At 33.0% G+C, this 13745-nt stretch carries 12 protein-coding genes; 7 read left to right on the plus strand and 5 right to left on the minus strand.

Features of this window, described 5'->3' with window-relative positions:
* Window positions 1-18: 18 nt before the first annotated feature.
* Together galU and ACFVRR_RS01625 are read left to right on the plus strand one after the other, a co-directional pair.
* The gene (gene galU, locus ACFVRR_RS01620; RefSeq protein ID WP_387323988.1) at window positions 19-930 is read left to right on the plus strand and encodes a UTP--glucose-1-phosphate uridylyltransferase GalU; all 912 of its coding nucleotides are present in this window, start codon (window positions 19-21) and stop codon (window positions 928-930) included.
* Window position 931: 1 nt separating this feature from the next.
* Window positions 932-2242, plus strand: coding sequence for a UDP-glucose dehydrogenase family protein (locus tag ACFVRR_RS01625; RefSeq protein ID WP_387323990.1), 1311 nt, complete (start codon window positions 932-934; stop codon window positions 2240-2242).
* A gap of 47 nt (window positions 2243-2289) precedes the next feature.
* Here ACFVRR_RS01625 and ACFVRR_RS01630 read toward each other — a convergent pair whose 3' ends face one another.
* Entirely contained in the window at window positions 2290-3072 is a 783-nt protein-coding gene (locus ACFVRR_RS01630) for a HipA family kinase (protein ID WP_387323992.1), read from the minus strand.
* Window positions 3065-4174, minus strand: a complete 1110-nt coding sequence (locus ACFVRR_RS01635; RefSeq protein WP_387323995.1) for a glycosyltransferase family 4 protein — start codon at window positions 4172-4174, stop codon at window positions 3065-3067. Before ACFVRR_RS01635 ends, ACFVRR_RS01630 begins: the two co-directional genes overlap by 8 nt.
* Before the next feature lie 317 nt (window positions 4175-4491).
* Here ACFVRR_RS01635 and ACFVRR_RS01640 point away from each other — a divergent pair, with 317 nt between their 5' ends.
* The 5 genes from ACFVRR_RS01640 (at window position 4492) to menC (ending at window position 9962) form a co-directional block, all read left to right on the plus strand.
* Window positions 4492-5346, plus strand: coding sequence for a MurR/RpiR family transcriptional regulator (locus ACFVRR_RS01640; protein WP_387323997.1), 855 nt, complete (start codon window positions 4492-4494; stop codon window positions 5344-5346).
* Between the two features lie 24 nt (window positions 5347-5370).
* A complete protein-coding gene (locus tag ACFVRR_RS01645; RefSeq protein ID WP_387324000.1) occupies window positions 5371-6516 on the plus strand; it encodes an amidohydrolase in 1146 nt (381 codons plus the stop codon).
* Window positions 6517-6677: 161 nt separating this feature from the next.
* The gene (locus tag ACFVRR_RS01650) at window positions 6678-7793 is read left to right on the plus strand and encodes an RNA-guided endonuclease InsQ/TnpB family protein (protein ID WP_387324909.1); all 1116 of its coding nucleotides are present in this window, start codon (window positions 6678-6680) and stop codon (window positions 7791-7793) included.
* 181 nt (window positions 7794-7974) lie between these two features.
* The gene (locus tag ACFVRR_RS01655; RefSeq protein ID WP_387324002.1) at window positions 7975-8820 is read left to right on the plus strand and encodes a GNAT family N-acetyltransferase; all 846 of its coding nucleotides are present in this window, start codon (window positions 7975-7977) and stop codon (window positions 8818-8820) included.
* Window positions 8821-8846: 26 nt separating this feature from the next.
* On the plus strand, window positions 8847-9962 hold the full coding sequence (gene menC, locus ACFVRR_RS01660; protein WP_387324004.1) for an o-succinylbenzoate synthase: 1116 nt from the start codon (window positions 8847-8849) through the stop codon (window positions 9960-9962).
* Between the two features lie 399 nt (window positions 9963-10361).
* On the opposite strand, the gene ACFVRR_RS01665 is transcribed toward menC, so the two are convergent.
* From ACFVRR_RS01665 to ACFVRR_RS01675, 3 genes are read right to left on the minus strand one after another with little or no spacing between them, the layout of a single operon-like run.
* The gene (locus ACFVRR_RS01665) at window positions 10362-11549 is read right to left on the minus strand and encodes a hypothetical protein (RefSeq protein ID WP_387324006.1); all 1188 of its coding nucleotides are present in this window, start codon (window positions 11547-11549) and stop codon (window positions 10362-10364) included.
* A 17-nt stretch (window positions 11550-11566) separates the two neighbouring features.
* The gene (locus ACFVRR_RS01670) at window positions 11567-12766 is read right to left on the minus strand and encodes a DUF58 domain-containing protein (protein ID WP_387324009.1); all 1200 of its coding nucleotides are present in this window, start codon (window positions 12764-12766) and stop codon (window positions 11567-11569) included.
* Window positions 12767-13717, minus strand: a complete 951-nt coding sequence (locus ACFVRR_RS01675; RefSeq protein WP_387324012.1) for an AAA family ATPase — start codon at window positions 13715-13717, stop codon at window positions 12767-12769. It lies immediately after the preceding gene.
* Window positions 13718-13745 lie beyond the last annotated feature (28 nt).

A 13745-nucleotide genomic window follows, 5' to 3' on the forward strand; every position in this document is an offset into this window, starting at 1 on the left:
TGTTTGGAGGCAAGTCAAATGAAAATCCGCAAGGCTATTATTCCCGCTGCTGGTCTCGGGACTCGTTTTTTGCCAGCAACAAAAGCGTTGCCAAAAGAAATGTTACCTATAGTTGATAAACCAACTATTCAATATATCGTTGAAGAAGCTGTAGCTTCTGGCATTGAAGAAATCATTATTATTAGTGGTAGAGGCAAACGAGCAATCGAGGATCATTTTGATAAATCATATGAATTAGAAGAATCATTATCTCGAAAAAACAAGCAAACTGTTTTGGAAGAAATGCAGAAAATATCCAATATGGTCAAAATCTTCTATGTGCGCCAAAAGGAACCAAAAGGATTAGGAGATGCAATATTATGTGCTAAGAGTTTTATAGGAGATGAACCATTTGCTGTTTTGTTAGGGGACGACATAGTGATGTCTACAACACCTTGCTTACAGCAAATTATTAATGTTTACGAGAAATATAATGCCCCGGTTATTGCTGTTCAGCATGTTCCTGATGAAGAAGTAAGTAAATATGGCGTTATTAAACAAAAAGATAGTACTTACGATACAAACACAAATCTATTTCAAGTTGAGTGTCTAGTGGAAAAACCAAAATTGAAAGATGCCCCATCAAATTTTGCAATTATGGGACGTTACATTCTTACTCCGGAGATTTTTGATATTTTAGCAACAATTTCTGTGGGACAAGGCTGTGAATTACAATTAACAGATGCGATTAATGAATTAAATAAAAATCAATTTGTCTTAGCATATAATTTCGAAGGTAAACGATATGATATCGGAAATAAAATTGGATTTATAATGGCTACAATTGATTTTGCGATTAATAGAGAAGATATAAAAGATGAGGTAATCGCTTTCCTAAATGAGGTCATATCTGATCATGCTCTAAATATGAAGAATCAGGAAGTGGATTGACTTGAAAATTTCTATATTAGGTACGGGCTATGTCGGTTTAACGACAGGAGTCTGTTTAGCAGAAATTGGTCACTCAGTAACTTGTATTGATATAAATGAACTTAAAATAAAAAATTTGTGTGCAGGGATTTCTCCAATATATGAACCAGGAATTGAAGAGTTAATAACTAATAATATAAAGCTAGGAAGATTATCATTCACAACCTCATATGATAAGGGATTAGAAGATGCGAAGGTTATTATCGTTGCAGTAGGTACCCCTCAAAGAGAAGATGGGGCCGCAAATTTAACTTATCTTGAGGGTGCAGCGATTGATATCGCAAAAAATATTAAACAAGACGTAATTATTGCGATAAAAAGTACTGTTCCAGTTGGAACGAATGAAGTAGTAAAAGAAATTATTCAACAAAATTGCAGTAAAGATATCGTAGTTGACATTGTTTCAAATCCAGAGTTCCTAAGACAAGGCTCGGCAATTAAAGATACGATGGAAGCAGATCGAATCATTATCGGTAGCGATAATCAAGAGTCTGCTAGAATTGTTGAAGAACTGTATAAACCATTAAATGTACCAATCTTAATTACTAGTATTCGAAGTGCAGAAATGATTAAATATGCATCTAACGCCTTTTTAGCTAGCAAAATAAGTTATATCAATGAAATTGCAAATCTTTGTGAAGCACTCGGTGCAAATGTAGAAGATGTAGCAAAAGGAATGGGTAAAGATAAACGAATTGGTGAAGCATTTTTATATGCTGGAATAGGTTATGGCGGCTCTTGTTTTCCAAAGGATGTTAAAGCATTATTGCATACAGCCGGGGTAAATGGGGTTGAATTTGGTTTTCTAAAGGAAACTATTTCAATTAATAATTTCCAACGCCAATTGCTCGTAAAGAAAGCTATTGAACGATTTGGTATTTTAAAAGGGAAAAAGATTGCATGCCTAGGATTATCGTTTAAACCAGATACAGACGATATGAGAGAAGCACCTTCTATTAATATTATAAATTCTTTAACAGAATTAGGAGCAGAAGTCATTGCATATGACCCTGTTGCAATTGAAAACGCAAAAAAAATACTAGGTAACAATTTAACGTTCGCTAGTTCAATAAATGAATGTGTAACGGATACAGATGCAATTTTTATTGTTACTGAGTGGAGAGAATTTAGAGAACTTGACTTACCTAGCATATTAAAGAAAATGAAGAATCCAATCATTTTTGACGGAAGAAACTGTCTGTTGGAAGAAAGAGTAAGAGATTGTGAGAAAATAGAATATTACCCAGTTGGTAAACCGTCTATAATTCAATAAAAATGAAAAAACGACTTTCAAACAAATTTGAAGTCGTTTTTGTTATACTATTCATTTTGATCATGTAATGGACGGTAGATCGTTTTGACGAATTTATGTTTAAGATAAGGGAGAATTTTTTTTCTACGATTTACTAATCTGCCTACAATTGCCTTTTTGTCTTCCTTTGATAATAACCAATCATCAGGTATTACTTCTACAATTTCTTCTAAAAGCAGTACCGGGAATCTTTGGATGATTTGAAGTTGTTCATTAAATTCTTCTTCACTATTTATATATAGGGACATGAATTGATGAGTTGAACTTTTCATAATATTTTGAGGCAAAGTTTCTAACTCTGAAGTTAACCAACTATAGGAGCCAAATGCTTCAGCATGGTCAATGATCCAAAGTTTAAATTGATCTAAACTTTCTTCGCGAAGTAAAATGTTTTTTCGAGTACGGTCTCCATTACAAAGCCAGTAATCGAATAAAATAATACCTGCAAGCTGATTGTTATTTAAAATACTAGGAACTGATACAACTTGGTGTCCATTTAATGTTTCAGGTACATATAACGAAGCAAACTGAAACTTTGAAAGTTGAACTTCTTCCATGACTAGATCCGGTATTGTTTTTGAGAACTCTTCAGGAATCGAAACGATTTGAGCAAAAGGAACTGGTAAATCTAAAAATCTAGCAATGCAATAAGCAACCCATTCGTTTGGCAATGTTTTTTCAAATCCAGACCGAAAATATTTCACAACATAATCTCTACCATCACTAAATGTAATTAAATGAGCATTGGATTTACCTTCTAGTTTTTTTATATAGGAAACTGGTTCAATCATTTTGAATCACATCACTATTTTTGCCTTTACCAAATTTTAGAAGATATTCGCGATAAATATCGGCTACTTTATGAATAGCAAAATTATTTTCAACATGGTTGATTGCATTTTGGGATAGTTTTTCATGAAACTTCTTATTATCAACGATTGTATAGATTTTTTTTACAGCATCTTGAACATCATGTCCTCGAAAAAGCATACCTGTTTCACCTTGAAGAACGATTTCCGAAATAGGCATTATATTAGAAGCTACAACAGGCACACCACATGCCATAGACTCAATAAAGGTATTCCCAAATGATTCTACTTTTGTAGTTGCGATAGTACAACCACCAGATTGAAGCACTTTTGCGTATACATGGGGCATTTGTTGATAAGGTATAACCGGAAACCATTTAATAATATCGGTTAGACCTTCTTCCTTCCAAGTTAATGCAAAATCCTCTCGCTGAACGCTTTGAGCTCCTCCAATTAACCAAATTTCAATATCCGACCGTTCACTTTTTATCAATTTTGCAATTTCAATTAACATTGGCCAGTTCTTTCGTTTATCTACTCTACCGATACAACACACAATTTTTTTATTGTTTGGAAGGATTGGATGATCTTCGGATGCGATTTCATCTTGGGCTAATGGATGGAAAAACGATGTGTCAACACCATTGTAGATTACTTTAATGGGGATATTATCTGTTAAGATGGAAACTAATCTTTTTTGATAATTAGATGGAACAATAATAGAAACAGGTTCAATGGATCTGAATTTCTTTAAATGAGGTTGTAGTTTCATAAGCTCGGGCGTACGTGCTTCTACAATAACTGGACCTTTATATTTAGCTTTTTGTAACCACTTATACGCTGATCCCGTATCTACTACAATGATTGCGTCATATGCATTGTTTTTAATAATATCAATAATTTCGTTTTCGTCCTTCGTTAAATAGACAGGTGCAACATCTTCCATTATGTGTAATCCACCATGATCTGTTGTGTATAGAAACTCAGTATCAATGCCAAACTTTTTAAAATAAATTGAACGATTCCTCCAGCCAGCATTTACTCCACCAACTGTTAAGAGACGCCAGATTATTAAGACTTTCAAATTTTCCCCTCCTTGGTTTTAGGGTATACAAATAACTTTTAAACCGATTTTAAAACTAATTGTATACTCGATTACGGCTTTTGACCGGATTCAAATTTTGAATAGTAGTCCTATTTTAGTTAATTCAAATTGAGGTAAATTGTAAGGGCAATTAACTACTAACGACAAATATTTATTAGGTTAAAAGCAGAAAAACTTAACTTTTTTATTCCTTGCTCCTTGTTTAGGGATATGATAATGTTAAAGAAAAAGAAGTATTGACTGCAACTTTTAAAATTAATGAAGGATAAACTTCATCACTGGAAGGATTAAAAATAATGGAGCGACCTAATTTTAAATTGTTAGTTAAGGAAAAATTTACACAATTATCGCCAGGGCAAAAAAAAGTGGCGACTTATATGATTGAAAATCTTGAGGAGTGTGCTTTTAAAACTGCTTATCAAATTGGAAAAAAAGTTGAAGTAAGTGAAACAACGGTTATTCGTCTTTCATATGCACTTGAATTTGAAGGCTTCAGTGATATGCAGTTATGTGTTCAAAATGAGTTTCTTCATTTAAATAAAGCCGATTATATAAAAGAACAAGAAGAGTTAAAAAATGTAGAAGGACAAAATACTTTTACAAAAATTATCGAAAATGAAGTAAATATTTTAAGAAATTTATTACAACCTTCAAATATTAAGGAAATTTCAAAAGCTGTTGAAGCAATTACCAGTGCTGATCAAGTGTTAATAGTTGGTCATCGAGTATCCCATATAGCAGCGTACTGGTTTTCGAATACGTTAAGCTCAATTAGAGGTAACGTATTGTATTGTTCTCCAGCAGGTGACTTTTATGAAAAGTTTTGTAATTTAACAGAAAAATCAGTTGTTATTGCATTTTCTTTTCCAAGGTATGCAAAGGAAACATTAACAATTGCTCAATGTACGAAAGAAAATGGAATAAGTTTAATTTCAGTTACTGATCGGTTATTATCACCGATTGGCCGAATTGCAGATATTGTTCTAACTACAGAAGAGAATGTGGAAAGTGGTTCTAACTCAATCGCATCAGTTATTAGTCTATTAAATTTAGTGATTGCCGGATTATATGAAAAGGACCAAAAAAGAATTCAAATGTATCAACAGAAATTGGAAAAAATTTATTCTACCTATGAAGTGTTTATAGAATAGAAAAAACAGTTAGGAGAAAATTTTATGAATCCACAATCGTATCTAGATCATAATAAAGAAACTATTTTACAAACTTACCAGGATTTACATAAGCTAGCTGAGCCTAGTTGGCAAGAAGAAAAAACAGCAAAGTATTTAAGTGAACGACTAAATGATGCAAAAATTGAGATTAAAACATTTAAAAATCATTTTGGATTTATTGCTGAAATTAAGGGTCAAAATGATACAGTTGTTGCGCTAAGAGCTGATATGGATGCACTTGTTCAAGAAGTAGATGGTGTTGTAATAGCAAACCACTCATGTGGTCATGATGCTCATAGTACGATGGTTTTATATGCAGCGTTGGCTATATCTGCGAGTGGTATAAAGCCAAACCATACGATTCGATTTATCTTCCAGCCAGCCGAAGAAAAGGGTGAAGGAGCCCTTCAAATGATGGAAGATGGTGCATTAGACAATGTTATTTCATTGTTTGGCGTGCACTTAAGACCAGAAAGAGAAGTACCTTTTCAAAAGGCATCTCCAGTGATCATACATGGGTCTGCTGAAACGATTAAAGGTACAATTCGAGGAATTCAGGCTCACGCATCTAGACCACAAGATGGTATTAATGCGATTGAAGTAGCTGCTGAAATAGTCAAAAAATTAAAGCAAATAAATTTAAATACGGATATCCCTCATTCAATTAAAATGACCCAAATTCAAACTGAAAATGAAGCATCGAATACGATACCAGAAACGGTAAAGTTTTCACTTGATGTTAGAGCGCAAACAAATGACATTATGAATCAATTAAATGCGCGTACAGTTGAGGTGTTCGAGGAAACGATGAATGAAACAAAAGCAAAGATTTCGTGGTCTATGGAAGAGTTTGTTCCAGCAGCTGTACAAAATGAGCAGGCAATAAAAATTACCGAGAAGGCTATTGTAGAAATAATCGGACATGAAAACTTAGTGCCTGAATGCATTTCAAATGGTGGGGAGGACTTCCATTTCTATACAAACAAATATCCTCAAATTGCGGCTACAATGGTCGGTTTAGGATGTGGATTAACTCCGGGATTACATCATCCTCATATGAGTTTTAATTTAGAAGCCCTTCATTATGGAGCGAAAATTTTAACTCAAACAGTATTATTAGCATCAGAACAAGAACAATTAAAAGGTTAACAACTGTTAATCTCTATTTATAAAAATTTATAAAAATATCACATTATGTTCTAAATGGACATCATCCATTGTGTTTAACTATACATGAGGTGAGTAATGTGAAACTGATAAGTGGGATTGCCGAAAAAACTAATCAATCTCTTAAAAACTGTGATAAAACAATGATACTTGCAAAGAAAGTGAGATTGAAACCAAATAAAGAACAAGAATTCCAACTTTGGAAATCCATTGGTACAGCCAGATGGGCTTATAATTGGTCACTTGCGAGACAAAAAGAGAATTATAAACAAAGTGGGAAGTTCTTAAATGATGGTGTTTTAAGAAAAGAATTAACGGTATTAAAACAAACAGATGAATTTTCGTGGTTGTATGAAGTATCTAACAATATAACAAAACAAGCGATAAAAGATCTTTGTGGAACATATAAAAATTTCTTTAAAGGGTTGGTTGATCAACCGCGATTCAAAAGTAAAAGAACATCAAAACCATCTTTTTATAACGATAATGTAAAGTTGAAAGTAAATGGAAATAAAGTATTGATTGAAAAAGTCGGTTGGGTTGTCGTTTCTGAGTCAATTCCAGACGTAAAATATACCAATCCTAGAATTAGTTTTGACAGTAAATATTGGTATCTTTCTGTAGGAATTAATGAATCAAAACCAACAGTCGAACTGACAGATATCTCACTTGGTATTGACGTTGGAATAAAAGAATTAGCTGTATGTTCAGATGGAAATAAGAAGAAAAACATTAACAAAACAAGCAATGTTAGAAGGGCTGAGAAACGCCTTCGTAGGTTGCAACGTCAAGTTTCTCGTAAATATGAATTGAATAAGGAGGGAAACCGTTTCGTCAAAACAAGCAACATTATAAAAATTGAATTGAAGATACAACACATCTATAGAAGGTTGATAAATATTAGACTAAATCATCTTCATCAATCCACGAGGGAGATTGTGAAAACCAAACCATATCGTATCGTAATGGAAACGTTAAACATCAAAGGGATGATGAAGAATAAGCACCTTTCAAAAGCAATTGCGAATCAGTGTTTGTTCGAATTCAAACGCCAAATTCAATACAAGTGTGAAAAATATTGCATTGAATTTATTGAAGCTGATAAATGGTACCCATCTTCTAGAACGTGTTCAAGTTGTGGAAGTTTGAAACTTGATTTAAAACTATCTGACCGATTATATAAATGTGAGTGTGGTCATGAAATGGATCGAGATTTAAATGCAGCAATCAACTTGTCACGATATAAATTAGTAACCTGATACCTAAAAGTCATTACTAATTTGTAGGATTCGTTGTATCCGAATTTAAGCCCTTGGAGTGTTGGATCAAACGAGAGTAGCCTGATTAGGTAAAATCGGACACGTAGAACAGGGAATTAAACAAAATCTAGAATAAAAGATATTAATTGATTTTTATAATTTTTTGGCAACGGTGAGGCAAATGCTAAACAAACTGAATCAATCTGAAGTTAATACAGGAATTAAGATCCGTGCACTACATTCCATCGAAGAAATGGGGCAAGTACGAGAACTAGAATCTAAAATTTGGGGTTTTGAAGATTCAATTCCTACGCATCAAACAATTACAGCTGCAAAAAATGGCGGACTAGTTTTAGGTGCATATTTTGACGATAAACTAATTGGATTTCAATATAGTTTTACTGGTTATGATGGACAAAATGTTTATCTTTGTTCTCATATGCTTGGAATTGATCAAGAGTTTCGTAATAAAGGGATTGGTAAACTACTTAAAATTGCCCAACGAGAAGAAGCTCTTAAACTCGGCTATAAATTGATTACTTGGACTTATGATCCATTAGAAACAGCAAATGGCTATTTAAATATTTCTAAGTTAGGTGGAGTTTGTAATACGTATATTGAAAACTGCTATGGTGAAATGGAAGACTTATTAAATAGTGGAATTCCATCTGATCGTTTTCTAGTTGAATGGTATATTGCAGAAGTGGAAGAGGAAAAGGAGAAGTTGAGACCTTTTGAATTAGATGAAGCAGTTAAAAATTCACTTATTAAATGGGAAGAAAACAATGATGACGGAATACCAATGCCGATTCAAAACGATATAGATGTGTTTAACGATCTAGCCTTTGTTGCGGTACCAAAAGATTTCCGAACAATTAGAGAAACGAATAGTAAAATTGCAAGCCAGTGGCGAATGCTTACTAGAGAGTCCTTTAAAAAATTATTTCAAAGCGGATGGAAAGTTACTGGATTTTATAAGAATTCAGACTCGGAAATGCCAGTTCATTTTTATGTATTGAAAAAATAAAAAGGAAAATAAGGGAGAGTTCGGAAATGAAAATTAAAAAAGTAATATTACGCCATATGAAGCTAGATTTATTGCATCCTTTTACAACCAGCTTTGGTACTGAATATGACCGTGAATTTATTCTATTAGAAGCCATAAGCGAAGATGGAATATCAGGTTGGGCTGAATCTGTTGCAATGCTTGATCCACTATATAATGAAGAAACGTTAAAAACAAATTGGCATATTCTAGAAGATTATTTAATTCCAATCGTGTTAAATAATGAAATTAACCATCCAGACGAAATTTCCGAAAAGTATTTCTCACATATTCGTGGGAACTATATGGCCAAAGCTGCCATAGAAGGTGCAATTTGGGATCTTTATGCTAAACAAGAAAATATCTCACTTTCAACTGCGTTAGGTGGAACGAAAAAGGAAATCGAAGTAGGAGTAAGCATTGGGATTCAAGATTCAATCGATTCAACAATTCATATTATCGAAAACCGACTTGCAGAAGGCTATAAAAGATTTAAATTAAAAATTAAACCAGGCTGGGATCTTGAACTGATCGATAAAGTACGTAAAGTATATCCAACTATTCCTTTAATGGCGGATGCAAACTCAGCATACACATTATCTGATATGGATCAACTAATTGCATTAGATGATTATAATTTAATGATGATTGAACAACCACTTGCATACAACGATATAATCGATCACGCAGATCTACAAGAAAGAATGAAAACGCCAATCTGCTTAGACGAGAGTATTCACTCACTAGAAGATGCTAGAAAAGCAATAAAACTAGGAAGCTGTAAAATTATTAATATTAAAATTGGTCGAGTTGGAGGACTAACTCAATCAAGAAAAATACATGATCTATGCCAGGAAAATGGGATTCCATTATGGTGCGGTGGAATGCTAGAATCAGGAATCGGAAGAGCCCATAATATTGCAATCACATCATTACCAAACTTCACTCTACCTGGAGACACAGCAGCATCTGCATTATACTGGGCAGAAGATATTATCGAACCAGAAGTAACCGTAGAAAATGGTATGATCACTGTACCGACCAAACCAGGCATCGGATACGATCCACACATGCAAAATATCGAAAAATATACAATCAGTACGAAAGTTTACAATAAGAATTAAATACAAGGGTAAGGAGAGAACACATACCTTAGTTTATGTTGTGGTGTTCCTTGTTGATCTATCGTTGAAATTTTGATATAAAGTTCGAACCAACCTTACTTTTGCTGGATAATGTTTAGTTTTGAATGATTCTTACTCGATTTATTGATATTTCATCTATTTAATTGAATCTGATAAACTATTTCCTTGTGATGCCATGCCTTATTTGCAGTTTTATAGAGTTAATTGCAGAATTGCCAAATTTAATTGTAGTTAGGGCTATTTTAATTGCACTTGAACAGATTAAATTGCAGAGATTCCAAGTTTAATTGCACCTTCACTGGATTATTCGTAGCCTCAACTTTTTCAAATGCGTGAAAACCCAAACCTAAGTAAAAGGTTTGGGTTTTTTCTTTGTTCTTAATCTTCTTCCTTATTCTTGCTTTTAATCTTATCCTTGATTCTTTTCACTTGTTCTTCAAATTTTTCAATATCCTTTATTTCACCTTTACCATAGCGCACAGAGTTATATGCATTAATTAGTTCATCTTCATGCGGTATTTGTATTCGCTCCAACCACTCTTTTAGTGTTTCATTTTGGTGTCGACCCATCTTGTATTTAGATGCATATTTTTGAAGTTGGAAGATTAGTTTTCTGATTTGCTCTGTTGGGGCAGAGTGTTTGAAAAATCGTCTTTTTTTCCTCATGTGTTCTGGTATTGCATTATATTCGATGCTGATTTCTTGTTGGGCGGTAAGTTTTTCATTACGGATGTAAGTAAGCTTTCTTATTACTAGCCAAATTACGATTAATACGATAATCAATAATAATAACCATATCCAAGTAGGAGTCGACTCTAAAATATAATGGTGATAACGTATATTTTGTGGAAGTTTATCTTCAGCACTTGAATTTTGGCCTAGCTTAAGTTTTTTCTCTTTAATAGTGATGTGATCTACATAGTTTAAGAAAGGAGTTCCCAAAAAACCAACTGCACTAAATAAACCGTCCAGTAATTTAAAAATCGCCCACTTTAAGACCGGTAATATTAACGATATGGTACCAGTAAGCAGGGCTGCTATACTAATTGATCCTATAATTCCTCGATAGTTTTTAATGGTTTGTGTCGTGACTGCTTGCTGAAAGTATCTGCCTAAACTAAATAAAATTGTAAAAATGATTATGATCCATAATATCAAGTTCATATGAGAATAATGTGAAGTCCAACCAAAAAAGAGGACGACCAAACTCGTTAAATAAAAAATGATTTGTAATTTATTTCGTTCTTCGATCCATAACGATGTGTCTTTAAGAAAAGCTTCAAGTCGAAAATAGATAAAGTTAGCACATATAATAGATGTAACAGAATTTAGGCCAAGAGTATAGCCGATTCCTCCAGAAATTATGCCTGCTAGAAACGGAATAACACGTGATACTTGAGATTTTCGTAATGAGTAAAGTAAAAATAAATTTCCAATCATAAAAATACAAATGATTGCCAAAGTAGGTGGCAGTTGATTTTTTGATTCGTATATAAATATTACGATTAAATAGAGTAATAGATATTCTAATGAAAAAAAGTATGTAGAAAGTAAACGTAAAATCATTTCATTATCCTTTCGACTTAATGTTGTCCAAATGGAACAAGCGATGGACTTTCTAAATCATCTTGTAGATAATAGATGCTTTGGCCACGTTTTCGCATTTGAGCGAAATATCGATCTCCATGCTTACCGAACGGGCCACATAAAATAACAACAGGAGATTTTCGTTGTTGCTTTTCTACGTAATGAAGTAATCGATCAATTGGCTGAGTCATTCTTGCACCATTAATTCGGGCAAGGATATCATAAGTTTTACCTAGTTGAGATTTACCTCCACCAATTGGTAAATGAAAAACAGGAACTCCACTTTCCATGTTCAAATTTAGAAATATTTCATAATTAATATTTTTTATTGCAGCATATTGGACAATATAGGCAATATTACTAGCAATTGATTCGATGTTTTCAATTATACTTAATCTAAAATTATCATGATGAGTATCTCGTAAATTTATAATAAATGTAATTGAATAGTCAGCAGTTCGTTCATAAATTTTCGTTTGAAGTACTTGAGTTTTAGCACTAGCTTTCCAGTGAATTCGATGAAAGGAGTCCGAATAGACGTAATCTCTTGTTCCAATCGGGGCTAGAAAATCTTCAAACATACTAGTATTTGTTACAAAACTACCATATGAGTTAGTTGAAATGATTTGTTCAATTTGAGGTACAGGAATTAATGTAGGATAAATAATAATTTCTTTATGTAAAAATGGTTTATAGGTTAAATATAGATAACCTAAACTAAAAAAGTTTGAAATTTTTAGCTCTACTTGTTTAATTCTAGTAACTCCACGTTTAGTAGCTGAAAGCGGTAATGTAATCTGAATCGTTTCATTACCTTTTAGTTGAATAGGGATATTTAGTTCCAAATTTGAATCACTACTAACTGCTTTAAAATTTATACTATCTACAATAGGTTCTAATTTTATGCGAACTGTTGCATTAATAATAGGTAACCAATGATTCTGGGCAATCTTAATAGGTAAATTAAATTGTTCTCCGACGGAAACTCGAATTGGCTCCTTGTCGTTTTTGATGATCAGGTAATCAGCAATATGTTTTAAATAGTATCGACTCATCAAACTAATGATGATTAAAAATCCTCCTAAAAACATTAATAAATAGGAAGATTGATAGACATTGATGATTAGAAATAAAATCCCAAAAATAGTTAGGATATCAAGAGAATTTTTACCATGTATTTCTTTATTCCAAGTCATTTATTGACCAGCTCCAGCTTCTACAGGAACTTCAAGTTGATTTAAAACGGATTCAATAACTTGTATAGCATTTTTCTTTAAGGATGCCTCAAGGGTCAAGACTAATCTGTGTGAAAGGAGATAAATCGCAACATCCTTCACATCTTGTGGAGTGACAAATGTTCTATTGTTTAAATATGCTTTACCTTGTGAAGCTCGCATTAGTGCCAATGTACCACGTGGACTTATGCCGAGTTGAATATCCTCATGATTTCTCGTTGAATGAATTATATTTAAAATATAATCCTCTACTTCTTCTGAAATTGTAACAGTTTTCACCTGTTCTTTCATTTCATCAATTTCTTCTAAAGTTAGTACATTTTTTAAATTCAAAAATGGAGAATTGGAACGATATGACTTCATAATGCTTTTTTCTTCTTCAAATGTAGGGTATTCTAAACTAATTTGCATAAAAAATCGATCCATTTGTGCTTCAGGTAATGGAAACGTACCTTGTTGTGATTCAATTGGATTTTGCGTTGCAATAACGATAAACGGATTTGGTAGGGGAATAGTTTCTCCATCGATTGTTACCTGGCGTTCTTCCATTACCTCTAATAAACTAGCTTGGGTTCTAGGTGTAGCACGATTAATCTCATCAGCTAATAAAATATTTGTCATAACAGGACCTATTCGAAGCTGAAAGTCTTGTTCTTTTGGATGAAAAAATTGAATACCAGTTACATCACTAGGTAATAAATCCGGAGTAAATTGAATTCTTTTAAACGATCCGTTAATCGTTTTGGCAAAGCTTTTAGCTAATTGTGTCTTTCCAGTACCAGGGACACTTTCTAGTAAAATATGTCCATTATTAATAAGAGCGATGAAAATCATTTCAACGACATCCTCTTTACCAATTATCACATGACTAATCTCTTTCTTTAATTGTAATAACTTTTCTGATCTATTCATTGTTCTCTCCTTATCTATTAAAACGTTT

It is taken from the genome of Gottfriedia sp. NPDC057948 (assembly GCF_042887255.1).
Classification (GTDB): domain Bacteria; phylum Bacillota; class Bacilli; order Bacillales; family Bacillaceae_G; genus Gottfriedia.

What these genes read in the sequence shown, in the direction of transcription:
- galU (WP_387323988.1), top strand. Translation starts at nt 19, where the DNA reads ATGAAAATCCGCAAGGCTATTATTCCCGCTGCTGGTCTCGGGACTCGT.
- ACFVRR_RS01630 (WP_387323992.1), bottom strand. Translation starts at nt 3,072, where the DNA reads ATGATTGAACCAGTTTCCTATATAAAAAAACTAGAAGGTAAATCCAAT.
- ACFVRR_RS01640 (WP_387323997.1), top strand. Translation starts at nt 4,492, where the DNA reads ATGGAGCGACCTAATTTTAAATTGTTAGTTAAGGAAAAATTTACACAA.
- ACFVRR_RS01645 (WP_387324000.1), top strand. Translation starts at nt 5,371, where the DNA reads ATGAATCCACAATCGTATCTAGATCATAATAAAGAAACTATTTTACAA.
- ACFVRR_RS01650 (WP_387324909.1), top strand. Translation starts at nt 6,678, where the DNA reads ATGATACTTGCAAAGAAAGTGAGATTGAAACCAAATAAAGAACAAGAA.
- ACFVRR_RS01655 (WP_387324002.1), top strand. Translation starts at nt 7,975, where the DNA reads ATGCTAAACAAACTGAATCAATCTGAAGTTAATACAGGAATTAAGATC.
- menC (WP_387324004.1), top strand. Translation starts at nt 8,847, where the DNA reads ATGAAAATTAAAAAAGTAATATTACGCCATATGAAGCTAGATTTATTG.
- ACFVRR_RS01665 (WP_387324006.1), bottom strand. Translation starts at nt 11,549, where the DNA reads ATGATTTTACGTTTACTTTCTACATACTTTTTTTCATTAGAATATCTA.
- ACFVRR_RS01670 (WP_387324009.1), bottom strand. Translation starts at nt 12,766, where the DNA reads ATGACTTGGAATAAAGAAATACATGGTAAAAATTCTCTTGATATCCTA.
- ACFVRR_RS01675 (WP_387324012.1), bottom strand. Translation starts at nt 13,717, where the DNA reads ATGAATAGATCAGAAAAGTTATTACAATTAAAGAAAGAGATTAGTCAT.